At 70.7% G+C, this 20,052-nt stretch carries 23 protein-coding genes; 18 read left to right on the top strand and 5 right to left on the bottom strand.

Annotation, left to right across the window (positions count from 1 at the left end; genetic code table 11):
- Positions 1-3: 3 nt before the first annotated feature.
- From KYK13_RS38230 to KYK13_RS38215, 4 genes are read right to left on the bottom strand one after another with little or no spacing between them, the layout of a single operon-like run.
- Positions 4-510 carry a hypothetical protein gene (locus KYK13_RS38230; RefSeq protein WP_223640335.1) on the bottom strand — a complete coding sequence of 169 codons (507 nt, stop codon included), beginning with the start codon at positions 508-510 and terminating at the stop codon, positions 4-6.
- Between the two features lie 3 nt (positions 511-513).
- On the bottom strand, positions 514-1,452 hold the full coding sequence (locus KYK13_RS38225; RefSeq protein ID WP_223640331.1) for a proline dehydrogenase family protein: 939 nt from the start codon (positions 1,450-1,452) through the stop codon (positions 514-516).
- A gap of 37 nt (positions 1,453-1,489) precedes the next feature.
- Entirely contained in the window at positions 1,490-2,377 is an 888-nt protein-coding gene (locus tag KYK13_RS38220; protein WP_223640327.1) for an alpha/beta fold hydrolase, read from the bottom strand.
- Positions 2,370-3,092: a lysophospholipid acyltransferase family protein gene (locus tag KYK13_RS38215; RefSeq protein ID WP_223640324.1), complete on the bottom strand. Its 723-nt coding sequence runs from the start codon at positions 3,090-3,092 to the stop codon at positions 2,370-2,372. The genes KYK13_RS38220 and KYK13_RS38215 overlap by 8 nt, the downstream gene beginning before the upstream one ends.
- A 175-nt stretch (positions 3,093-3,267) precedes the next feature.
- On the opposite strand from KYK13_RS38215, the gene KYK13_RS38210 reads away from it, so the two are divergent.
- From KYK13_RS38210 to KYK13_RS38155, 12 genes are all read left to right on the top strand, one after another.
- The gene (locus KYK13_RS38210) at positions 3,268-3,765 is read left to right on the top strand and encodes a hemerythrin domain-containing protein (RefSeq protein WP_223640322.1); all 498 of its coding nucleotides are present in this window, start codon (positions 3,268-3,270) and stop codon (positions 3,763-3,765) included.
- Between the two features lie 180 nt (positions 3,766-3,945).
- Complete coding sequence (locus KYK13_RS38205) at positions 3,946-4,470, top strand: cell wall protein (RefSeq protein WP_223640319.1); 525 nt, start codon at positions 3,946-3,948, stop codon at positions 4,468-4,470.
- Positions 4,471-4,615: 145 nt separating this feature from the next.
- On the top strand, positions 4,616-5,479 hold the full coding sequence (locus KYK13_RS38200) for a tryptophan 2,3-dioxygenase (protein ID WP_223640316.1): 864 nt from the start codon (positions 4,616-4,618) through the stop codon (positions 5,477-5,479).
- A 128-nt stretch (positions 5,480-5,607) separates the two neighbouring features.
- Positions 5,608-5,784, top strand: coding sequence for a hypothetical protein (locus KYK13_RS38195; protein WP_223640313.1), 177 nt, complete (start codon positions 5,608-5,610; stop codon positions 5,782-5,784).
- A gap of 125 nt (positions 5,785-5,909) precedes the next feature.
- A complete protein-coding gene (locus KYK13_RS38190; RefSeq protein ID WP_223640310.1) occupies positions 5,910-6,470 on the top strand; it encodes a Uma2 family endonuclease in 561 nt (186 codons plus the stop codon).
- A gap of 19 nt (positions 6,471-6,489) precedes the next feature.
- On the top strand, positions 6,490-7,611 hold the full coding sequence (locus KYK13_RS38185) for a hypothetical protein (RefSeq protein ID WP_370645465.1): 1,122 nt from the start codon (positions 6,490-6,492) through the stop codon (positions 7,609-7,611).
- Positions 7,612-7,807: 196 nt separating this feature from the next.
- A complete protein-coding gene (locus KYK13_RS38180) occupies positions 7,808-9,268 on the top strand; it encodes an adenylate/guanylate cyclase domain-containing protein (protein WP_223640304.1) in 1,461 nt (486 codons plus the stop codon).
- Positions 9,269-9,288: 20 nt separating this feature from the next.
- Positions 9,289-9,711, top strand: a complete 423-nt coding sequence (locus tag KYK13_RS38175; RefSeq protein ID WP_223640301.1) for a type II secretion system protein GspG — start codon at positions 9,289-9,291, stop codon at positions 9,709-9,711.
- Positions 9,712-9,864: 153 nt separating this feature from the next.
- Complete coding sequence (locus KYK13_RS38170; protein WP_223640298.1) at positions 9,865-11,223, top strand: universal stress protein; 1,359 nt, start codon at positions 9,865-9,867, stop codon at positions 11,221-11,223.
- Positions 11,224-11,363: 140 nt separating this feature from the next.
- Positions 11,364-11,945: a Fis family transcriptional regulator gene (locus KYK13_RS38165; RefSeq protein WP_223640295.1), complete on the top strand. Its 582-nt coding sequence runs from the start codon at positions 11,364-11,366 to the stop codon at positions 11,943-11,945.
- A 214-nt stretch (positions 11,946-12,159) separates the two neighbouring features.
- Positions 12,160-12,609, top strand: a complete 450-nt coding sequence (locus tag KYK13_RS38160; protein WP_223640292.1) for a hypothetical protein — start codon at positions 12,160-12,162, stop codon at positions 12,607-12,609.
- A gap of 129 nt (positions 12,610-12,738) precedes the next feature.
- Positions 12,739-13,155: a hypothetical protein gene (locus KYK13_RS38155; protein ID WP_223640289.1), complete on the top strand. Its 417-nt coding sequence runs from the start codon at positions 12,739-12,741 to the stop codon at positions 13,153-13,155.
- 251 nt (positions 13,156-13,406) lie between these two features.
- Here the strand turns inward: KYK13_RS38155 and KYK13_RS38150 are convergent, their stop codons facing one another.
- Positions 13,407-14,072: an SCO family protein gene (locus KYK13_RS38150; protein ID WP_223640286.1), complete on the bottom strand. Its 666-nt coding sequence runs from the start codon at positions 14,070-14,072 to the stop codon at positions 13,407-13,409.
- Between the two features lie 153 nt (positions 14,073-14,225).
- Here KYK13_RS38150 and KYK13_RS38145 point away from each other — a divergent pair, with 153 nt between their 5' ends.
- The 6 genes from KYK13_RS38145 to KYK13_RS38120 all read left to right on the top strand — a co-directional run bounded on the left by KYK13_RS38145 (position 14,226) and on the right by KYK13_RS38120 (position 20,038).
- Positions 14,226-14,540 carry a hypothetical protein gene (locus KYK13_RS38145; RefSeq protein WP_223640283.1) on the top strand — a complete coding sequence of 105 codons (315 nt, stop codon included), beginning with the start codon at positions 14,226-14,228 and terminating at the stop codon, positions 14,538-14,540.
- Positions 14,540-15,376, top strand: a complete 837-nt coding sequence (locus KYK13_RS38140) for a cytochrome c oxidase subunit II (protein WP_223640280.1) — start codon at positions 14,540-14,542, stop codon at positions 15,374-15,376. The genes KYK13_RS38145 and KYK13_RS38140 overlap by 1 nt, the downstream gene beginning before the upstream one ends.
- Positions 15,373-17,106, top strand: coding sequence for a cbb3-type cytochrome c oxidase subunit I (locus tag KYK13_RS38135; RefSeq protein WP_223640277.1), 1,734 nt, complete (start codon positions 15,373-15,375; stop codon positions 17,104-17,106). The genes KYK13_RS38140 and KYK13_RS38135 overlap by 4 nt, the downstream gene beginning before the upstream one ends.
- A 136-nt stretch (positions 17,107-17,242) precedes the next feature.
- Positions 17,243-17,827, top strand: a complete 585-nt coding sequence (locus KYK13_RS38130) for a hypothetical protein (RefSeq protein WP_223640275.1) — start codon at positions 17,243-17,245, stop codon at positions 17,825-17,827.
- A complete protein-coding gene (locus KYK13_RS38125) occupies positions 17,824-18,822 on the top strand; it encodes a cytochrome c (RefSeq protein ID WP_223640272.1) in 999 nt (332 codons plus the stop codon). Before KYK13_RS38130 ends, KYK13_RS38125 begins: the two co-directional genes overlap by 4 nt.
- 103 nt (positions 18,823-18,925) lie before the next feature.
- Positions 18,926-20,038 carry a LysM peptidoglycan-binding domain-containing protein gene (locus tag KYK13_RS38120; RefSeq protein WP_223640269.1) on the top strand — a complete coding sequence of 371 codons (1,113 nt, stop codon included), beginning with the start codon at positions 18,926-18,928 and terminating at the stop codon, positions 20,036-20,038.
- Positions 20,039-20,052: the final 14 nt, after the last annotated feature.

Raw genomic sequence — 20,052 nt, 5'->3', positions numbered from 1 at the left:
ACCTCACCCGGGCGGCTGACCGGAACCGGGAACGGCCGCCCCACTTCCGGAATCGGACTCCTCCTTCACCAGCCAGCGCATCGTCGCCTCGGTCACGACGCCGAACAGGGCCGTCTGCGCGAACAGCCAGACGTGCTCCGCGCGCGTCCAGGTGCTCTCCGCGGCCGTCGCCTTGAAGAGGGGAAAGGCCATGCGCTCGAACGCGAGCACCCCCAGGCCCAGCAGCACCCCGCTGTGCGGCAGGGACCACTTCGACATGCGTCTCCGCACCAGCCCCCAGCCCATCCCCAGGAGGGGCCCATAGCCCGCGCGCAGCGCGAAGGCCCAGTCCGCCGCCTCCCGCCGGGACAGCTTCCGCCCGAACACCCGGCTCAGCACGTGCCGCGCGATGTCTCGCGCGGAGTAGGGCGGCGGATGGCCCAGTGAGGCATTGCGCACCGTGACCAGCACCCCCAGGGCGCCGGTGCCCACGGCCCCGGCGACATACGCGGCGGCGTATGGATTCCTCATGGCCTACCCCTTCACCAGGTTTCGCATCACGAACCACAGGTTGGCCGGGCGCTCCGCCAGCCGGCGCATGAAATACGGATACCAGTGCTTCCCATACGGGACATAGACACGCACCGGATGGCCGGCCCTCACCAGCTGCTCCTGCAGGTCCCGCCGGATGCCATACAGCATCTGGAATTCGAAGGCGCCCTTGGGCAGATGCTGGCGCGCGGCGTACTCGAGCGTGGCGTCAATCATCCGCTCATCATGTGTGGCGATGCCGTGATACACGCCGCTGTCCAGGAGGATGCGCATGCAGCGCACGTAGTTGGCGTCCACGTCCCTCTTGTCCGGGAAGGCCACGTCGGGACCCTCCAGGTAGGCCCCCTTGCACAGCCGGATCCGGACGCGCTCCGCGCACAGGGCCTTCGCGTCCGCCTCCGTGCGCCGCAGGTAGCTCTGGAGCACCGCGCCCACGTGCCGCTCGCCGAACTCCGCGTGCAGGTCCCGCACGATGTCCAGGGTCGCCTGCGTGACGGCGCTCTCCTCCATGTCTACGCGCACGAACGAGCCCCGCGCCGAGGCGTCCGCCACCACCGCCCGCGCGTTCTGCAGCGCCAGGTTCTTGTCGAACAACAGGCCGCACTGCGTGAGCTTCAGCGACACGTTGGCCTTCACGCCCACCTGGTCGATGCGCGCCAGCAGCCGCAGGTACTGCCTCACCTCGTCGCGCGTCTCCTGGGGCGAGCGCACCGCTTCGTTGAGGTGGTCGAAGCTGGCCATCAACCCCCTCGCCGTGAGGGCGCGCACCGCGTCCACCGCCTCCTCCAGCGTCTCCCCCGCGATGAAGCGGGACGCCAGCCGGCGAAAGGGTTTGAGCCGCGTGGCCACGTCCTTGAGGTTGGACTGACGCGACAGGAACAACAGCGCGGAGCGGGACAGGTGGTCTGCGGCCGTGGTCATGTGGATGTGTTCCCCCGACGCTGGAGATAACGCCTGCTCAGTCAGGGTGCCGCGTGAGGAAGTCCGACACGCAGGCATTGAACGCTTCCGGGTGGCTCATGTACGGCAGGTGACTGGCTGTCTCCAGGAACTCCAGCCGGGCACCCGGGACGTGCGCCGCCACGTCGCGCGCGGCCGCCGGCGGCACCAGCAGGTCGCGCCCGCCCTCGATGATCAGCGTGGGCACGCGCAGCTCCCCCAGCCGGTGCAGGAAGTCCGCGGCCAGGATGTCTCGCAGCCGGCGCATCAGCTCCAGCGATGAGACGCGCCGGGCCTCGCGCACGATTTCAGCCCGCCCCTCCGGCGGCAGCCACCGGCCCCCCATCACGCGCGCCACCGTGGGCGCGAACACATACGCCAGCGGCCGGGGCGCCCGCACCAGCGTGGACAGCGTCAACGCCAGCCGCCGCACCCGGCGCACGCTGGCCACCGGCGACACCAGCACCAGCGCCTTCACCCGCTGGGGGTGCTCCAACGCATACGCGATGGCCAGCAGGCTGCCGTAGGACGACCCCATCAGCGCGAAGCGCTCCGGCAGCCCCGCCTCCGGGTGGTTGAGCACGGACAGGTTCCACTGCAGCGGCGTATGGGTCGCGGGCGTCTTCAGGGGCGGCGTCCACAACAGGAGGTTCCACGCCTGGGCCAGCGGCTCCATGGGCGCGAAGGACCGGCCACTGGCGCCCAGCCCCGGAAGACAGACCACCGTGCGTGATACATCCCTGTTGCCCTGCGGAAAGGTGAACAGGCGCACCGGCGTGCCCCGGATGACCCGCTCCTCGCAGTCCAGCCGCTCATAGCCTCGCTGGATGTCTTCCACGTCCGGGACCCGCGGCGGCACGCGGTTCGTCTTGGATGCGACGGTGGGGGTGGAGCCGGCGTCAAGCATGGCAGGCCCTCAACAGCAGGCGCCGGACGCTCGCGGCCACGCGGTCGCGGAAGGCCCGCACGCGCGGCTCCGGCGCGCCCGACGGCGGTGGGTCATGGGGTTCACCCACGGCGAAGGTGAGCTGAACGGGCAGCGGCAGGGGCCCCAATCCCATCACCAACGGCATCCGGTATTTGTCCTCCGCGGCCAGGCGCACGCACCACCGGTCCTCGTCCGGAGGCCAGAAGAAGGTGTCATCCACCCCGAAGCCGGCGAAGGGGACCACCGGCACCCCGGCCTGCATCGCCAGCCGGACGAAGCCCAGCGCACGCTCCCACCGCAGGCGATAGCGCCCCTGACTGCGTTTGAAGGTCTCCCGCGCGCCGCCCGGATAACAGACGACGAGCTGCCCCTCCTGGAGCGAGCGCAGCGCGTTCTCCCGCGTCCCCTCCACCCCGCCCAGCCAGGGCAGCACCGTGCGGACGAGCGGAATCTTGAAGAACCCCCGCTCCGCCAGTCCCAGGGGATAGCGCCCCGTGGCCTGGTGCAGCAGGTGGAAGAAGGCGGGGGTCTCGTATCCCCAGACACCATGATTGCCCACGAGCAGCATGGGCCCATGTCTGGGCAGATGTTCAGCTCCCATCAATCGGGCGCGGTGGTAGCGCGCGGACAGGGCGGCGCCGCCCTCCGCGAAGCGGAACACGGCCTGCCGGACGCTGACGAGTGGGTTTGCCACGGTGCAGCCAAGATGCGGCCGCCCCCGCCCGCGGGCACCCCTGGCACCAGGCGACCGGGCAGGGGCTCCACCGCCGCCGTCACCGGAAAAGGGCATGCACGCCAGCAGGCTGCCTTTCGCGGCGGGAGACGGGGTGCGGTTGTCCGCCCTCGGGGCCGTGACGATGCTTGGGTTCATGGCCGGCCCTTTCGACATCCTCCTGCAACAACACCGTGAACTGGAGGAACTGCTGGAGCGGCTGGCTTCGGAGCCGGACGCGGAGGAGGTGGCGTCCGCTCAGGAGGCCCTGGCCCGCCTGCTGCGTCAGCACTCCCGTCTGGAGGAACGCTGCATCCAGCCGCTGCTGACGCGCGTGGAGGGCCGCGCCCGCGCCCGCGAGGAGGCCGAGGACCACCTCACCCTGCGTGAGTTGATGGAGGAATTGCAGGAGCTGACACCTCGCGGCGTCGACTGGCAGGCCCGCCTCTTCACACTCACGGACCAGGTCGTGGCGCATGTGCAGGCCACCGAACATGGCGTGCTCCCCCGCCTGTCCACGGCCCTGGACTCCGACGAACTGGAGGAACTGGGATACGACCTCGCACTGACGTACGAGGAACTGCTGGAGCGCTCCCTGCAACCCCCGGCCTCGGGTCGCGGAGCGTTGTTGGAACCCCTGCATTGGGATGCCTGAGAAGCGCCTGAAAGCGCCGCCGGGCCCCATTTCCCGGGCCTTTCACGCCTGCTGATACGCAGCGGCGTCACAACTTTTTATCGCTTCCTTCGACAAATGCCTTTCTGGAAGGTATTGGTAGTCCGGCGTGCCGGTTCACGCCAAGGCAATGCTCCCCCCTTAAACCGAGGATTGTTAGAAATGTCAGTTGACAAGGCGTTCCGCGAGATGATTCGCAACGAGATTGAAGTCCAGCTCAAGCCCCTGCGCGACGTGGTGTCTCGTCTGGAGTCGGGCACGGCGGACCTGGATGCGCTGCGCAGCGTGGCCGAGCGCCTGGCGCCCCTGGCGCAGGTGGTGGGTCCCCTCTTCGGTGCGAACGCGCCCGCGGCGGGCAAGGCCGGTCGTCGTCCCGTGGGTCGCCCGGGCCGCGCGGTGGTGAGCGCGCCGGTGGTGGCGGCGGCGGGTGGCAAGCGCCGGGGCCGCAAGCCGGCGGCGGTGGAGGGCGGCGCCCGCGAGTGCGCCATCAAGGGCTGCGGCAAGCCCAGCCGCACCAAGGGCTACTGCGCCGCGCACTACCAGAAGCTGCGCATGCTGGAGAAGACCAACCGCCGTCCGGCGGAGTGGGCGGACTACGCCAACCCCAACAGCGTGGAGGACATCAAGCTGCCGCGTGGCCGCGCCGCCTCCAAGGCGCTGGCGGAAGCCGCTCAGAAGAACGGCTGAGTTCTTCGCGGTGCAGTAGCTGTGGGTTGCCCCGGCCCGGGCAGAGGTGGACCCCGTCCTTCCGTCAGGAAGCACGTGGCTGGATTGACCGCGCGGAGGATGTGCTTGCGCCGCGAGGGGGTTGGTGTGCATGAGTGCCCGGGCCATGAACAAACGCGACCTGGAGCCAGGAATCGTCACGGACCTCGCGGGACGGACGACCTATGGCGATTATCTGCAGCTGGACCGCCTCCTGTCCGCGCAGGTGCCCCGTTCGCAGCCGCCGCATCACGACGAGCTGCTGTTCATCGTCCAGCATCAGACGAGCGAGCTGTGGATGAAGCTGCTCATCCACGAGCTGTCCGCCTGTATCCGCTACATCCAGGCGGACCGGCTGGAGCCGTCCTTCAAGATCTTCGCGCGCGTCGCGCACATCCAGCGGATGCTCTTCGAACAGTGGAGCGTGCTGGAGACGCTCACGCCCAACGAGTACCTGGAGTTCCGCGACACGCTGGGGCACGCGTCCGGCTTCCAGAGCTTCCAGTACCGCGCGCTGGAGTTCCTCCTGGGCAACAAGGACGAGGCGGCGCTGGGGCCCTTCAAGCACGTGCAGGGCGTGCACGCGGAGCTGGAGCGCCTGCTGGAGTCTCCGGGCATCTACGACGAGTTCCTGCGCCACCTGGCGCGCATGGGCCACGACATCCCCAGAAGCCACGTGGAGCGCGACTGGCGTCAGCCGTATGAGAAGAGCGCCCAGGTGATGGAGGTGTTCCGCCGCATCTACGAGGACACCGAGAAGCACTGGGACGCGTATGAGATGTGCGAGAAGCTGGTGGACACGGAGGAGCGGTTCCAGCTCTGGCGCTACCGGCACATGATGACGGTGATGCGCATCATCGGCTTCAAGCAGGGCACGGGCGGCTCGTCGGGCGTGGGCTTCCTGCGCAAGGCGCTGGACCTGCGCTTCTTCCCGGAGCTGTGGGACGTGCGCACGTCGCTGACGCCGCCCGCGAAGCCCCGGGCCCCCTGAGGCGCTTCGGTTCGCGCCCGCCCGTGTCCCCGCATGCTCCGCGGGCCGGCAGGGGCGGGGTGCCAGCCGGGGCACGGGCTCCCTAGCTTGGGAGAGGTCAAACCCTCTCAACTCGCGAAGGAGCCGCCATGGGTGAGCACGACAGCCCCCGGAAGGAACCGCAGCTTCCAGAAGACGAACAGAAGAACAAGCGTCAGGCGGGAGACCGCCCCGTCCCCACGCCCGGCCGCATTGGCAACCTGCCGGAGGACGGCCCTGGCCCGGGTGGCATTGGCATCAAGCTGCCCGAGGGCGGCGGAGACTGAGTGAAACATCCGGCAATGTTTCAGGCCGGGGGCCTTCCGGGGCTCCCGTCCGCCGGGGTACACGTGTCAGACGGGCATGAGAGTGTCCGGGCATGTCCCTACCTGCTAGGTTCCTCGTCCCAGCGATGACCCGAAAGCCCGCCACCTACGCCGACCTGGAAGCACTCCCTCGAAATCAGGTGGGGGAGCTCGTCAACGGGGAGCTGTACGCGAGTCCCCGGCCGGCATCGCGGCACTCGCTCGCGGCGGTTCAGCTCGTCACCGAGCTGAACAACCCCTTCGGCAGGGGCCGCGGGGGGCCTGGAGGGTGGCACTTCCTGTTCGAGCCGGAGCTGCACCTGGGCAAGGACGTCCTGGTCCCGGACATCGCGGGTTGGCGCCGGGAGCGGATGCCCAGGGTGCCTGACGTCGTGGGCATCCAGATGGCGCCAGACTGGGTATGCGAGGTGCTGTCTCCGTCCACGTCGCGGCTGGACCGGTTCCGGAAGCTGCCCGTCTATGCCCGCGAGGGTGTGAAGCACGTCTGGTTGGTGGACCCGCTCCAGTACACGCTGGAGGTCTTCCGTCTGGAAGGTGGCCACTACCTGCTGTTGGGGACGTACGAGGACGCGCAGACCGTCCACGCGGAACCATTCGAGGCGCTCGCGCTGGAACTTCGCGTCTTGTGGGAGGACATCGCGGAGTAGGCTTCCGCGCACCATGTCCGTGTCCGCCGGAGTGCCGCTGCTCTTCGAACAGGCCTACATCCTCTGCTACCGCACGTTCGACATCGCGGAGGAGATCGACCTGGAGCGCGCGCGCAAGGCGCTGACGGAGGACTCGCGCCGCTTGAAGCTGTCGCGCGAGAACAGCCAGTACATCCAGCTGCCCAACCCGCCCGTGGCCTATGAGCTGGGCCGCAGGCCCCTGGCCCTGCGCGGCGGCCCCGTCACGGTGGACGCCACCGCGCGCCTGTTCGACCACGGCGCCGCGTCCATCATCCTGCGCGTCCCCGTCGCGTCCGGGACCACCTGGGAGGTGCTCACGCAGGTCGCGGACGAGCTCTACGACAGCCAGGCGCTGGAGGAGCTGGCGCGGGAGCTGGTGGAGGGCGTGCGCCGCACCATCTCCGCCGCCGTGCAGGGGCCGCACCTCTGGGACCAGAGCGAGAGCTACACCGTCATCTTCGCCGAGCACATCCAGGGCCAGCCGTCCGCGGAGGAGCTGTTCCAGCGCGGGGACATCGCGCGGCTGCTCCTGGGAGAGAGCACCGCCGCGGAGCTCGCGCCGCGCGAGCGCGAGGCCGTCACCCAGGTGCGCTTCAGCTACACGGCCCACGACCTGGTCGTCGTGGACTGGAACAGCGCGTTCGTCTATGAGCCGTCCGGCTCGCGCGACATCCCGGACCTGCTGGAGATCGCCAACGCGCAGCTGTTGGAGTTCCGCTACTACGACGAGCGCTTGGACAAGCACATCACGCGCATCCACGACGAGGTGCAGAAGCGCAAGCCCGGCTGGCTCACGCTGTTCCGCAGCCCGTACCGCAACCTCGCGCGCGAGACGCTGGGCACGCTCGTGGACCTCAACGAGTTCGTGGAGCGGGTGGAGAACAGCCTGAAAATCATTGGCGACTTCTACCTGGCCAAGGTCTACGAGGGCGCCGTGCGCCGCCTGCGCATCCCCGCGTGGCAGGCCTCCGTCACGCGCAAGCAGCAGCTGCTCGCGCAGACCTATGGCCTGCTCAAGGGCGAGGTCGACATCGACCGGTCGCACATCCTCGAAGTGATGATCGTCGCGTTGATCGTCCTGGAGATCCTCCTCGCCGTCGGACGCGTGGTCCTGCCCTGACGAAATCACTCCTCCACGGAGGGCCTGGCGGCGGTCCTCGAGCTGACGCGGCCGGGCAGGAGCACCGCGCGGGTTGGGGCGCGCGTGGCGGACGGTCCGAAGAGGGGACGTGGGAGAGGGGGAACCAGCGTGAGGGGTTCGCCGCGGTCCGCGTTGCGCTACGCTCCGCCGATGGGTGTGCGACGGAGGCTGCCGCGTGAGTGCATCGAATCCCCTCTTCGGTGAGCTGCTGCTCAAGTTGGGTGTCGTCACGCCGGGGCAGGTGCAGGAGGCGCTCGCGCTGCAGGCCCTCACCGGACAGCGCGTGGGCGAGGCGCTCATCTCCCTGGGCTACGTGTCGCGCGAGCAGATCCAGGACGCATTGGGAGAGGCCCTGGGCTTGAACCAGGAGAAGGGGCCCGCGCAGCCGCCCCTGGGTGAGCTGCTGGTGGGGCTCAAGTACGTGACGCTCGCGCAGCTGGATGAAGCGCTGGCGCGGCAGCGGCGCGACGGGCGGCGGCTGGGGGAGATCCTCGTCGAGCTGGGCCACTGCACGTACAAGCAGATCTACGAAGCGCTGGGCGTGCAGAACCGCATCGTCGGCCGGCAGGACCTGCCGCGCCCCGCGACGGAGGGGCGCCGCCGCGTGGTGGTGGTGGACGACAGCCCGCTCGCGTGCGCGTTCGTGCAGGAGGGGCTGGTGGCGCTGGGCTACGAGGTCCTCTGCTTCCAGGACCCGTACGAGGCGCTGGAGGGCATGGGGCGGCTGCAGCCGGCCATCGTGCTGAGCGACCTGGAGATGCCGGGGCTGGACGGCGTGGAGCTGTGCCGGCGGCTGAAGGAGGGCCCGCGCAGCGCCATCCCCGTCATCATGCTCACCGCCAACGACCGCGAGGCGGAGCGCGTGCGCGGCCTGCGCGCGGGCGCGGACGACTACGTGAACAAGTCCGCGTCCCTGGACGAGCTGGCGGCGCGCATCGAGAGCGTGGTGCGCCGCACGGACGAGACCGAGCGCATGCGCCGGCTGTTCGCGCGCTACACCTCCGACGCGGTGGTGGAGGAGATCCTCAAGAGCGCGGACGCGGCGGTGCTCGCCGGTGAGAAGCGCGAGGTGACGGTGCTGTTCGCGGACATCCGCAACTTCACCGGCCTGGCGGAGAGCCTCCCGCCCGAGCAGGTGGTGGCGGTGCTCAACCAGGTGCTGGGCCGGCTGTCGGACGCGGTGCTCACCTGCGGCGGCACGCTGGACAAGTTCCTGGGCGACGGGCTGATGGCCGTCTTCGGCGCGCCGGTGGGCCGCCCGGATGACGCGCTCCGGGGCCTGCAGTGCGCGAAGATGATGATGGAGGCCGTGGCGGAGCTGCGCGCCGTGGCGGAGGCCGAGTGGGTGGCCCACGGCCGCGAGGGGCGGCCCCTGGTGCTGGAGCTGGGCGTGGGGCTGAACTCGGGTGTGGTGGTGTCCGGGAACATCGGCAGCGCGCTGCGGGCCGAGTACACGTGCATTGGCGACGCGGTGAACGTGGCCGCCCGGCTGTGCGCGCTGGCCGGACCGGGGGAGATCCTGGTGGGCGAGCGCACGCGCGAGCTGGTGGACGCCAACGAGAACGCCTTCGAGGACCTGCCGCCGGTGCGCTTGAAGGGCAAGCAGCAACCGGTGCCGCTTTACCGCGCGCTCTGACGCGATAGGGTGGGCGGGCCATGGCCGCCACCTCCTCCCCGTCCGCCGCTTCCGACAGGTCCCGCCGCTCGCCGCTCCCCTGGGTGGCGGTGGTGTTCGGGCTGGCGCTCATCGTGGCCCTGGTGGTCACCGCCGCCTTCCGGCGCCGCGACCCCGAGCAGGCCGAGCGCATCCACGCGGACTTCAGCCTCATCCAGGACGCGCTGGAGCGCTACCGGGCGGACCACGGGGGGCAGCTGCCGGAGGAGGGGAACCTGGACGCGCTGCTGGTGCCCGGCTACCTCCCCGAAGTGCCCCGGGACCCCTGGGGCCGGCCGTACCAGTACGCGAGCAGCGCGCAGGGCGTGTTCCTGTCCACCTTCGGCCGCGAGAACCAGCGCGGCGGCATTGGCGAGAACCAGGACCACACCAACCACGACGGGCACCAGCAGCTGCTGCGCTGAGGGCGGAGTCAGGGGCCCGAGCGCCGGCACGCCCCGCCCTGGAGGGCAGGCAGGCCGGCGTGCGTGTCCGCGCGCCACCGGGTGTGCGGCGTGCGCATCCTTCGTGGAGAGGGGAGGCTTCAGCGGGCATCGCCTCTCCGGGGGGGCCCTGTCATGGCCATCGTCTGCGCAACCAACCTGTCCGCCGACGCCGCGCACGCGGCCACCGTCGCGGCGACGCTCGCCGCCCGGCTGGGAGAGCCCCTGTTGCTCCTGGGGGTGGATGACGAGGTCCCGGACGCGGAGGCGCCGGACGCCCTGTCCTCGGCGGAGGGCGGTCTGGCCGCGGAGGCCGCGCGCCTGAGGCCGCTCGCGGGCACGGTGGAGCCGCGCATGCAGCGGGGCGCCTCCGTGGAGACGCTGCTGGGGGACGAGGAGTGCCGCGCCGCCCGGATGGTGGTGGTGGCCGCGGAGGGCTGGCGCACCTCCCCCTGGCGCAAGACGTCCCTGGCGGAGCGCCTGGCCCGCCACGGCTGCGCCCCGGTGCTGGCGGTGCGCCGGGACACGGCGCTCCTGGACTGGGCCCGGGGCCGGCGCCGGCTGCAGGTGATGGCGGGGGTGGATCCCCGCTCGGCCACGTCCGACGCGGCCATCACCTTCCTGCGGGAGCTGCGGCGCGTGGGCGGGTGCGACGTGCTGGCCACCTTCGTCTGCTCGCCCCTGGAGGAGCGCGAGCGGCTGGGCATCCACACCCCCGTGCACGTGGAGCGGCTGGACGCGCGCGAGCGCACCATGGAGGGCCTGGAGCCGCTGGTGGAGCGCGTGCTCCTGCGCGAGGTGCGCGAGCGCCTGGGCGACCTGGAGGGCGAGGGCCGCGTGGAGGTGGTGCTGGAGCCCGGCTATGGCCGCCCGGCGGACCACCTGCTGCACGTGGCCCACGCGCGCAGCGCGGAGCTGACGGTGGTGGGCATGCACCTGCGCGGCGGCATGCAGCGGCTGTGGCACGGCTCCGTGTCGGAGGGCGTGCTGCGCCACGCGGAGCGCTCCGTGGCGTGCATCCCGCCCCGGGCCCGCGAGCCGCGCCGCCTCCCGCCGCCCCGCAGCGCGCTGGTGCCGGTGGACTTCACCGTCGCGTCCGACCACGCCATCGCGCAGGCGTGCTCGCTGGTGGGCCCGGGCGGCCGCGTGCACCTGCTGCACGTGCACCGGCTCCGGGGCCGCGAGCGGGGCCCCCGGGACTTCCACGGCGTGCTCCCGGAGCCCGAAGGCGAGCGGGCCGGGGTGCTTCAGCGGCTCTGGGCGCAGGTGCCCCGGGACGCGGTCGCGCGGGCGGTGCACTGGAGCGTGGAGGGCGTCAGCGGAGACGACGTCACCACCGCCATCTGCCAGGCCACGGAGCGCGAGGGCGTGGACCTGGTGTGCGTGGGCACGTCCTCCCAGCGCGAGGTCGTCCCGGACGTGCTGGAGGACGCCGTGGCGCGCGAGCTGGTGCTGCGCTGCCGCCGGCCCGTGATGGTGGTGCCCGCCGCTTGACCCATGAACGGATGTCCAGTGGATGGCTCCTCGCGGAACAGGTCCCTGTTTTTTTCCCGCACGTAAGGGATTGAACAGGCGACCCGGGAGGGCGTTAGACTTTGGGAGGACCCGCTTTCCCAAGAAGGGTAGGGCATCCCGTGGCTCTTCGCGGTTATCGAGAAGAGGACCTCGTCTCCAACCGTGCATCGCTGCTCATCCACGGAGGCACCGAGGACGAGCGCAGGGCCTGGGCGGAGGAAGCCGCTCGCAACTTCGGCGTCCCGCTGACGGAGGTGCGTCAGCCCCTGGAGCTCTCCGGCGCGCTCCGGCAGCCCAACGGCGTGGTGTTCATCCCGGACGTGGCGAAGCTGCCGCTGGACGCCCAGGGCCTCATCCTGCGCTGCCTGCAGATGCAGGAGGAGCGGCCCAAGGTGGTGGTGGGCGTGTCCGGCGCGGCGATGGCCGCCCTCACCCGGGGCACGCTGCGCGAGGACCTCCACTACCGGCTGAACCAGGCCCAGGTGGATCTACAGACGGACGGCCTGCGGGACGCGCTCAAGCGCCGCTGGGCCCAGCAGGCGGAGGCGCTGGCCGCGCGCGCCGCGGCGCTGAAGGCCGCCGAGGAGCAGGAGCGCGCCGCCGCCGTCGCCCGTCGCCCCGGCTCCGTCACCCGCATCCTGCCCAAGCGCAAGGCCCCGGCCACCGCCCGCAAGGGCGCGGCCCGCAACGCCGTGCGCTGAAGCCAACCTCCGGGCCTCCTGTCACGGCGACGTGACGTCCTTCTTCCGCGCGGCTTTCCGGCCGGCACCTGCCGGCCCGGGACGGCGCGGGTCGCGGCCGGGGGCGTTCGTCCAGGGGGGAGGGGGCCGCCCGGGTGGGGAATGGGTACTACTGGAAAGATGGGCTAGAGTTGTTCCCAGCCGTCTCTCCTCTCCTCTCCGGAGCGAAATCACAATGTCCCAGCAAACCCCTGGCAAGAAGCGTGGTCTGTCCCGTCCGGTGGAAGTCGTCCGCGCGGAGCTCCTCAAGGACCCGGAGACCAAGCGCATCGCGGACGCCGTGGGCATGAAGCTGGAGGACTACGTCGAGCTGGTGCTCGAGTACGCCCAGGACAAGGACAAGGAGCCCATGCTCAACGTCGTGTCCGACGAGGAGCTGAAGGCGAACGGCTTCCCGGTCCACACGGTGGAGGAGGTCGGTGAGTTCCTGGTCGCGGGCGCCAAGGGTGAGCTGCCCGGCCAGGGCAACCCGTTCGCCAAGTCCGGGTTCGAGGTCAGCAAGGGCGGCGCCGGCAAGCCCAGCCTGAACCCCGCGGGCGAGGCCCCCAAGGCGCCCGAGGACGAGGCGAAGCGCCAGGAGCTGATGGACCAGCTGAAGAAGGGCGGCGGCGGAACCCGCGGCTGAGGTCGCCCGGAATCTCCGTGAAATAGATCGGAAATTGGGAGGAAACATTTTCCTCCCCCCTCCGAGAATCCTTTTGCAGCTTCACTTCGGCTCACACTCTCCAAACCACTTTAAGCAGGGGGCTTCACCATGGGCGGCATCGGCAAGGTTGTCAGCAGCGTCGCGAAGACGGTCAGCAACATCGCGGGCGGCGTCGCGAACATCGCGGGCAAGGCGCTGAACTTCGTGCAGAACCCCATGGGCGCCATCGCGGGCGGTCTGAAGGGCATCGCGGGCGGCCTCCTGGACAAGCTCCCGTTCGGCCTGGGCAACCTGGCGAAGCCGTTCGTCGAGAAGTTCATCGACTCCGGCGCGTCCCTGCTCTCCAAGGGCCCCCTGGCCGGTCTGTCCCAGCTGACCAAGTTCGCCCCCACCGTGAAGACCATCGGCGACATCGCGACCACCGTGAAGAACGGCGCGGACAAGGTCGGCGCGCTGGCCTCGCAGCCCGCGCAGCAGAACTTCCAGAACCTCATCGCGCACGGCCAGGCGCAGCTCATCAACTGAGCTCCCCGCTGAAGCTGGCGTGAGTCAGGTGAGAGGGCCGGTTTCCACCGCGAGGTGGAGCCGGCCCTTCGCCTTTGCGGGCCAACGCCGCGCAGGGTTCTTCCGAGGGCCGGTCTCCCGTCCGACATGGCGGGGCCGGCCCTTCAGCTTCGCGGGGGGGCGAGCCCGGCTCGGAGCCAGGTTCGGAGGTTGGGTGTGAAGTGACCCGCTGTTTGCACCCGGAGTGTGGGCGCGATCAGGACGCGGGGGGCTCAGCCCTCTTCGCGGGCGATGCGGAAGGCGTCGGTCTCCAGCTTCGCGGTCGCCTCGGGATCCGCGCTGTCGTAGTAGCCGCGGATCTCCCCGGTGCTGTCCACCAGCACGAAGTGGGTGCCGTGGAAGATGGAGAGCAGGTCGTCCTCGGCGGCGCCGGGCTGGCGGCCCATGCTGATCTTGAAGCCCTGGACGATGGTGTCCTTGAGCATGGCGTAGTCGCCGGTGAGGAAGTTCCAGCGGGTGAAGTCCGCTTTGTACTTCTGGCCGTACTCGGACAGCCGCTCCGGGGTGTCGTAGGCCGGATCCACGGAGAAGGACACCAGCTGGAGGTTGGTCCCCAGCTTCGCGGTGTGCTCCTGCACGCGCGCCATCTTCTGCGTGAAGACGGGGCAGACGGTGGGGCAGCGGGTGAAGATGAAGTTGGCGATGAACGGGTGGCCGTGGAGCTGCTTCAGCCCGAAGGGCTGTCCGTCCTGCCGGGTGAAGGTGAAGTCCGGCAGGGCGCCCAACCTGGGCAGCGGCTGGGAACGGTCCCGCGTCAGGTCGTGGATCGCCACCCCCATGAAGCCGAGCGACGCCACGGCGATGCCCGCCCAGATCCAGGAGCGGCGGATGGGACGGGCGCGGGGAGCGGACGGGGACGAGGGCGATTCGACGGACATGGGTCGGCCACTACGGCATCGGCGGGGGGCGCACAAGCGCCGGGCAGGCCGGGGTAGGGGCTGGCCGCATGCGAGGCATGAGGGAGAGTGGCCGCCCTGGCGGGGGCGGGGTGTGCCTTGAGGGGACGTTGGGTGCGTGCTAGCCCGGAGGCCATGTCCCAGGCCCTCTTCCAGCCTCCGCGTGGACGCGCTTCGCCGGGCGGGTGGGGAGGCCTCCGGTCGCTTCCGGCGCGCCTGTCCCCAGGGGTCTGGAGCGGGCTCGGGCTGTTGGGGGGACTGGTGCCGGCGGTGGCGCGGGCGTGCCCCTCGTGCACGGCCCGGGCGCCGGAGTCTCCGGGTGGGGCGGGCGAGCTGCTGCTGGCGCTGATGCTGGTGCCCTTCGCGCTGGTGGGCGTGGGGCTGTGGGCGGCCCGGCGGGCAGGGCGCGAGGAGCGGGCTTCGGCCCCCGTGGAACAGGAGCATCCGTGATGGCGGAGTCCCCCGCGTTGCCCCCGGCGTCATCGAGCGACGTCGCGCCGCCGGATGCGCAGGCGCCCCTGGCGGTGCCCCCCGCGCGCGGCGCATGGAGCCTGGCGCCACCGGAGAACGCGAGCGCGACGGGCGACCGCATCGACGCGCTGCTGGCCACGAGCCATCGCTTCGACGTGGCGCTGGCGCTGGTGATGCTCGGGTGGTTGCTGGTGGCGGTGGTGCGCTTCCGGGGGGCCCGGAAGGTGGCGCCGGATGGGGGCACGCGGCGCTCGCGGGCGTGGGTGTTGGGGTTGGCCGTGGGCGTGTTCGGCGTGGTGGACGGGACGCTGTTCCTGGGCTCCCAGGGCTACCTGAACGACGTGCTCTGGAACTTCCGCGTCCCCGCGGAGGATCCGCGCACGGTGCGGATTGAGATCAACGCGCACCAGTGGTCGTGGGAGGTGCGGTACGCGGGCACGGACGGCGCGTTCGGCACGAGGGATGACGTGGTGACGTGGAACGACCTGCGCGTGCCGGCGGGCGTGCCCGTCTGGGTGCAGCTGGTCTCCACGGACGTGGTGCACGGGTTCTCGCTGCCGGCCTTCCGCGTGAAGCTGGACGCCATTCCGGGCCGCGTGAACCAGACGTGGTTCCAGGCCGCTCGCGAGGGCGCGTGGGAGGCCGCGTGCTACCAGCACTGCGGCACCAGCCACTACCGGATGCGCGGCATGCTGACGGCGATGTCCCCGGAGGCCTACGCGGCGTGGCTGCGCGAGGCGAGCCTCAAGGCGGTGCAGGCCTACGACGCGGATGACACGGCGGCCCACTGGGGCTGGGTGTGGAGGACGCCATGAAGGCGGGGGCGTTCTTGAGGTCGCTGTGGACGACGGACCCCCAGCGCGTGGCGCGGCAGTACCTGTGGGGTGGGTTCCTGTTCCTGCTGGTGGGCGGCCTGCTGGCCATGCTCATCCGCTTCCAGTGGGCGTGGCCGGGGCAGCCGGTGCCGGGCCTGGGGTGGGTGCTGCCCGAGTCGAAGGGCGCGCTGACGCCCCCCACGTACACGGCCGTGTTCACGATGCACGGCCTGTTGATGATCTTCTTCGCGGTGACGCCGCTGCTCTTCGGGGCGCTGGGGCACTTCGTGCTGCCGCTGGCCATCGGCTCCAAGCAGATGGCGTTCCCCCGGCTGTCGCCCTTCGGCTTCTGGGCCTACGCGGTGGGCGGCGCGCTGATGCTGGTGTCGTTCGTGGTGCGGCTGGGGCCGGCGAGCGCGGGGTGGACGTCCTATCCGCCGCTGGCGACGTCCGCGTTCACGCCGAGCCTGGGGCAGACGCTGGTGACGGTGGCGGTGCTGTGCGTGGGCGTGTCCGCGTTCCTGTACGGGCTCAACTTCGTCGTCACGGTGGTGCGCTGCCGCGCGCCGGGGATGACGTGGGGGCGGATGCCGCTGGTGGTGTGGGGGCTGTTCTACGGCGCGGTGCTCAACGTGCTGTTCGTGCCGGTGCTGGCGGCGGCCACGGGGCTGCTCTTGTTGGACCGGGTGGCGGGCACGCAGTTCTTCATCGCGGGCGCGGCGGCGGTGGGCGGGGGCGGCGACCCGGTGGTGTACCAGCACCTGTTCTGGCTGTTCGGCCACCCGGAGGTCTACATCCTCATCCTGCCCGCGTGGGGCATGGTGGGCGACTTCGTGGCGTTCTTCAGCCGCAAGCCCGCGCATGGCTATCGAATGACGGCGGGGGCCATGGGCGCGGTGACGGCGCTGAGCGGCGCGGTGTACGCGCACCACCTGTTCACCAGCGGGATGGCGCCGGTGCTGGGGCGCACGTTCATGGTGCTGACGCTGCTGATTTCACTGCCCGCGCAGGTGATGTTCCTCAACTGGCTGATGACGCTGTGGCGGGGGAGCGTGCGGCTCACGTCGCCGATGCTCGCGGCGCTGGCGACGATGATCGTCTTCGGCCTGGGCGGCATCACGGGCCTGGCGCTGGGCGCGGTGGCCACGGACGTGCCCCTGCACGGGACGATGTGGGTGGTGGGCCACTTCCACCTGACGATGGGCGCGGCCAGCTTCCTCGCGGTGTTCGCGGGGCTCTACTTCTGGTTCCCACGCATGTACGGGCGCGCGCTGGATGAACGGCTGGCGAAGGTGCACGTGGTGCTGAGCGCGGTGCTGTTCATCGCCGTCTTCGGTGGCCAGCTGGTGGCGGGCTACGCGGGGCAGCTGCGGCGGCTCTATGACCCGTACCAGTACGCGTTCCTCTCGCACCTGCTCACGTTGAACCGGTGGACCAGCTGGGCGGCGTTCGCGCTGGGCGCGGCGCAGCTGGTGTTCGTGGTGAACCTGGCGCGGACGCTCGGGTGGGGCCGGGCCGCGGAGCCGAACCCGTGGCGGGTGGGAACGCTGGAGTGGACGGACGCGGGCCCTGGCGCCGTGGTGCTGCGCGGGCCGCATGCGCTGTCGCAACCGGAAGTACAAGAGCAACTGGGTCGCGATTGGGTGGGGCAGGCGGAGCCGCTGCCCTCGGGCGCGGCGGTGCCGGAGCCGGTGGCGGCGCCGGTGCCCGGGGTGGAGGGCGCTGTCTAGCGGTGTTCCCAGCGCCCGGGTTCACGGGTGCGATGCGTGGACGTGATTCGGTCGATGGGCGCCGCTCCGAGGGGCGGGGGGCCGCCCGGCTTCCTGGTGCTTTCCGCCGGGCCCAGGCATGCGAGAGTCCCGCCTCGTGAGCACGAACGACCCCGCCGGGACCCTGGCCTCTCCGTCCCCCCAGCGCGACGAAGCGAACCTCTGGTTCGGGACCGTCATCGCGCACGCCGCGGCCGCGATGCTCTTTTGCGCGGTGGCCTTCACCGCGGGCTTCTACCGGCTGCGCGGCTTCTGGCCTCCCGCCTCCGCACGCCCTGGAGTCCTCGTCCCCGCGCTGGCGGGTGGGCTCCTCGTCACCGGAGCAGTGCTGTTGCAAGTCGTGCTCGGGCGCAGCGCGGAGCCGCGGCGGATCCGTCTCCTGTTGGCAGGCGTGCTGGGCACTGGCGCGGGCTTCCTCGGGACACAGGCGGCGTGGCTGCACGTGCTGTTCTGGTATCGCGACATCCGCATCCCCGACAGCGGCGTCTTCGCCTCCGCGCTGTATGGCCTGTCGGCGGTGCAAGCAGCGCATCTGGCGGTCGTGTTCGTGGGGTTGCTGCGCGCGGGACTCCGGGTCCTGCGCGGCATGGACGCACGGGCTCCGCTGCGGCGCGCCCTTCCTGGCTGGTGGTGTTCGACGGTGATGTACGGCGTCCTCTTCGCGGTGGTGTACCTCCCATGAAGCCCACTTCCTGCTTCTCGCTTCGCCTGTTCGCCGTGCTCGCGTTGGGGGCGCTCGCTCCCGCGTGCCGCAAGGAGACGCCCACCTTCGAGCCCATGAAGCTCGCGGACGGCACCGTCATCCCCGCGGCGACGTTGTCGCGCGGCTACGACGTCTACACGCACTACTGCGCGTCCTGTCACGGCGAGAAGGGCGACGGACAGGGCCCGGCGGGCTCCGGTATGCGGCCTCCGCCGCGCAACTTCCGCCAGGGCCTGTTCAAGTTCGGCGGCGTGGCCGCGGGCGAGCTGCCCACCGACGACGCGCTCAAGCGCACCCTGCGCCGAGGGCTGCACGGCACGCCCATGTTCGCGTGGGACGTGCCTCCGGCGGACGTGGACGCCGTGGTGCAGTACCTCAAGACCTTCAGCCCGCGCTGGAAGCAGGAGTCCCCCGGCGCGGCCATCGCCGTGTCCGACGACCCGTGGAAGGGCCGTGAAGCCGAGGCCGTGGAGCGCGGCCGCACCGTCTACCACGTGGCCGGCAAGGGCAACGCGGGCTGCGCCAGCTGCCACGTCGCGTACCTGCCTCGCGAGGAGCTCGCCGCGCTCACCGAAAGCGTCACCGGCCGCAAGGTGAACCTGGCGAACGCGGATCCGTACACGGCGCTGCCTCGGGATTCGGACTACTCGCTCACCGTGGACGCGAAGGGCGAAGCCACGCAGTTCGCCAAGGTGCTGCCGCCGGACTTCCTCTTCCACCGGCTGCGCACCGTGTGGCCGCAAGGCACTCGCGTGGAAGGACAGCCATACACCGCGCAGGCCCAACGCGAGGACCTCTACCGCGTCATGGCCGCGGGCGTCGGCGGCGCCGCCATGCCGTCATGGAAGGGCGCCATCCCGGAGGAGAATCTCTGGGCGCTCGCGTACTACGTGCAAACCCTTATCGTAATGAATGACACCACCGCGGCACGCGACCTTCAGCAACGATTGCGTGACTCGAAGGTGCGGAATTAACGGATTGCTTCAATCAGGTAAAAACTAGATTTCCTGGGAAACTAATTCCCAGGCGTCGCGAAAATCCGGGCACTGATTTACCTCTTTTCCCGGAGTTTTAACCGTGACGACCTATTCCGTTCGCAGCGGCGACACGTTGAGCGGGCTGGCGCAGCGCTTCAACACGTCGGTGGCTTCGCTTCAGAAGACAAACCACATCGCGAACGCGAACCTCATCCGCGTGGGCCAGCGGCTGACGGTCCCGGATGGGTTCCAGGCGGCGCCGTCGAAGGCGGGCAGCTACACGGTGCGCAGCGGGGACACGCTGAGCGGCATCGCGGGGCGGCATGGCACGACGGTGGGGGCGCTGGCGAAGGCGAACCACATCGCGAACCCGAACAAGATCTACGTGGGCCAGAAGCTCACGATTCCGGGCGCGGGCGGAGGCGCGGCGCCGGTGACGTCGAAGCCGCCGTCGTCTGGAGGCGCTTCGTACACGGTGCGCAGTGGCGACACGTTGAGCGGCATCGCGGGCCGGTACGGCACGACGGTGGGGGCGCTGGCGCAGGCGAACCACATCGCGAACCCGAACAAGATCTACGTCGGGCAGAAGCTCACGATTCCGGGCCGCGCGGGTGGAACGGGCGGGACGTCGAAGCCGCCTCCGTCGACGGGGGGCGTGGGCGGGACGCCGGGCACGTCGGGAGGGAAGGGCGGGGTGTCGGTGGCGCAGCTGCGGCGGATCATGCCGAACCTGTCGCAGGCGAAGGCGGAGCAGTATCTGCCGCACCTGAACAAGGCGATGGCGGAGGCGCACATCAACACGCCGCGGCGGCAGGAGATGTTCCTGGCGCAGCTGGCGCATGAGAGCGGCGAGCTGCGCTACATGGAGGAGATCGCCTCGGGTGCCGCGTACGAGGGCCGCGCGGACCTGGGCAACACGCAGCCGGGCGACGGCAAGCGCTACAAGGGCCGGGGCCCCATCCAGCTCACGGGCCGCGCGAACTACCGGGCGGCGGGCAGGGCGCTGGGCATCGACCTGGAAGGGCACCCGGAGCGCGCGAAGGATCCGGACGTCGCGTTCCGCATCGCGGGTTGGTACTGGAGCTCGCGCAACCTGAACAGCTACGCGGACGCGGGCAACTTCCGCGAGGTCACCCGCCGCATCAACGGCGGCTACAACGGCCTCGCGAGCCGCGAGATGTACTACCGCCGCGCGCAGGACGTGCTGGGCTGAGCCCGTCTGGGACG

Source organism: Corallococcus sp. EGB, assembly GCF_019968905.1.
Classification (GTDB): domain Bacteria; phylum Myxococcota; class Myxococcia; order Myxococcales; family Myxococcaceae; genus Corallococcus.
The sequence above is the reverse complement of the archived record's forward strand: the minus strand, read 5'-3'. Positions and strand labels throughout refer to the sequence as shown.

What these genes read in the sequence shown, in the direction of transcription:
- KYK13_RS38225 (WP_223640331.1), bottom strand. Translation starts at nt 1,452, where the DNA reads ATGACCACGGCCGCAGACCACCTGTCCCGCTCCGCGCTGTTGTTCCTG.
- KYK13_RS38230 (WP_223640335.1), bottom strand. Translation starts at nt 510, where the DNA reads ATGAGGAATCCATACGCCGCCGCGTATGTCGCCGGGGCCGTGGGCACC.
- KYK13_RS38155 (WP_223640289.1), top strand. Translation starts at nt 12,739, where the DNA reads ATGGGCGGCATCGGCAAGGTTGTCAGCAGCGTCGCGAAGACGGTCAGC.
- KYK13_RS38220 (WP_223640327.1), bottom strand. Translation starts at nt 2,377, where the DNA reads ATGCTTGACGCCGGCTCCACCCCCACCGTCGCATCCAAGACGAACCGC.
- KYK13_RS38135 (WP_223640277.1), top strand. Translation starts at nt 15,373, where the DNA reads ATGAAGGCGGGGGCGTTCTTGAGGTCGCTGTGGACGACGGACCCCCAG.
- KYK13_RS38200 (WP_223640316.1), top strand. Translation starts at nt 4,616, where the DNA reads ATGAACAAACGCGACCTGGAGCCAGGAATCGTCACGGACCTCGCGGGA.
- KYK13_RS38170 (WP_223640298.1), top strand. Translation starts at nt 9,865, where the DNA reads ATGGCCATCGTCTGCGCAACCAACCTGTCCGCCGACGCCGCGCACGCG.
- KYK13_RS38150 (WP_223640286.1), bottom strand. Translation starts at nt 14,072, where the DNA reads ATGTCCGTCGAATCGCCCTCGTCCCCGTCCGCTCCCCGCGCCCGTCCC.
- KYK13_RS38160 (WP_223640292.1), top strand. Translation starts at nt 12,160, where the DNA reads ATGTCCCAGCAAACCCCTGGCAAGAAGCGTGGTCTGTCCCGTCCGGTG.
- KYK13_RS38190 (WP_223640310.1), top strand. Translation starts at nt 5,910, where the DNA reads ATGACCCGAAAGCCCGCCACCTACGCCGACCTGGAAGCACTCCCTCGA.
- KYK13_RS38175 (WP_223640301.1), top strand. Translation starts at nt 9,289, where the DNA reads ATGGCCGCCACCTCCTCCCCGTCCGCCGCTTCCGACAGGTCCCGCCGC.
- KYK13_RS38195 (WP_223640313.1), top strand. Translation starts at nt 5,608, where the DNA reads ATGGGTGAGCACGACAGCCCCCGGAAGGAACCGCAGCTTCCAGAAGAC.
- KYK13_RS38125 (WP_223640272.1), top strand. Translation starts at nt 17,824, where the DNA reads ATGAAGCCCACTTCCTGCTTCTCGCTTCGCCTGTTCGCCGTGCTCGCG.
- KYK13_RS38205 (WP_223640319.1), top strand. Translation starts at nt 3,946, where the DNA reads ATGTCAGTTGACAAGGCGTTCCGCGAGATGATTCGCAACGAGATTGAA.
- KYK13_RS38210 (WP_223640322.1), top strand. Translation starts at nt 3,268, where the DNA reads ATGGCCGGCCCTTTCGACATCCTCCTGCAACAACACCGTGAACTGGAG.
- KYK13_RS38140 (WP_223640280.1), top strand. Translation starts at nt 14,540, where the DNA reads ATGGCGGAGTCCCCCGCGTTGCCCCCGGCGTCATCGAGCGACGTCGCG.
- KYK13_RS38145 (WP_223640283.1), top strand. Translation starts at nt 14,226, where the DNA reads ATGTCCCAGGCCCTCTTCCAGCCTCCGCGTGGACGCGCTTCGCCGGGC.